Genomic DNA, 1,297 nt, shown 5'->3' on the forward strand with positions numbered 1-1,297 from the left:
CGGCAGGGGGGCCGGAGGGGCCGCCGGGGTTGACAGCGCTGGTGCGGACCGCGTCGGAGCCCTCCGGTGAGAACTGTGCCCAGGGCGGCGCCGTGGTGGAGACCGGTATCGACGTCAACCGGAACGGCGCGCTGGAGGATGAGGAGGTTGATGCCTCGCTGACCCGCTACGTGTGCAACGGGGAGCAGGGGCCAGTGGGGGCCGCTGGGCCGCAAGGCCCCGCGGGGCCGCAGGGCCTCCGGGGTGAGCAGGGCGTACCGGGGCCTGTCGGTCCCCAGGGCGAGCAGGGGATTCAAGGTGACCTGGGACCGGTGGGTCCTGCGGGCGCGGTGGGACCTGTCGGTCCGGCGGGACCGCAAGGCCCCACGGGAGCCCAGGGGCCGGTGGGCCCGGCGGGCGACACGGGGCCGCAGGGCGAGGTCGGCCTGGGCACGGTGATGCGGACGACCGTGGAGCCGGCCTCCGGCAACTGCGCCACCGGGGGCGTGCGACTGGAGACCGGTGTCGACGCCAACCGCAACGGCACGCTGGATGTGGGCGAGGAGACCGTCGCGCTCACGCGCTTCGTGTGCAACGGCCCCCAGGGGCCGCAGGGGGTCCAGGGGCCCGCGGGAGCGACAGGGCCCGCGGGGGCAACGGGGCCCGCGGGACCGACTGGAGCACAGGGCCCTCAGGGGCCGCAGGGGGCCACGGGCTCGCTGGGCGCCTATGGTGACGGGTCCGGTGGGGCGCTCACCGTTGCCAGTGGGAACACGTTGGATTTGACCACGGCCGCGGGGTATGCGTCGCTCGCGGGGCGGCATCACCTGCAGTTCACGAACGTCACCATCAGCGGCACGCTGATTGTCCCCAGCGGGACGGTCATCCGGGCCACCGGCGATGTCACCGTCAACGGCACGGTCATCGTGGACCCCAGCGCCGAGGACAACGGCACCGGGCCCGCCGAGGCTGGCGTGGCGCGTGCGGCCGCCGGTGAGCCACAGGGGGGACGTGGGTTGTTGCCCCTTCAGGCGGCGCAGCTCCTGCGTCCCGGTGGTCTGGGCGGCGGCGCGGGTGCCAAGCAGGTGGGTGTGTCCGGTGGCAAGGGCGGTGGTTCGCTCGTCATCCTGGCGCAGGGCGCGCTCCGTGTTCCGCCGGGGGGCGCCATCAACGCCAACGGGGAGGCCGGTGGGAGCGCCAGCAACTTGCCGGGTTCGGGCGGTGGCGCGGGCGGCGTCCTCGTCCTCGTGGGCAAGGGCTCCATCACCGTGGGCGGTGCCCTCCGTGCGGTGGGCGCCAACGGAGGCGCGGGCAACAA

At 74.8% G+C, this 1,297-nt stretch carries 1 protein-coding gene; it reads left to right on the forward strand.

Features of this window, described 5'->3' with window-relative positions; genetic code table 11:
* Positions 1-29: 29 nt before the first annotated feature.
* On the forward strand, positions 30-1,297 hold a 1,268-nt coding region (locus G4D87_RS37850), incomplete at its 3' end, for a DUF7151 family protein (protein WP_240358941.1).

The organism is Myxococcus vastator (assembly GCF_010894475.1).
GTDB classification, from domain to species: Bacteria; Myxococcota; Myxococcia; order Myxococcales; family Myxococcaceae; genus Myxococcus; species Myxococcus vastator.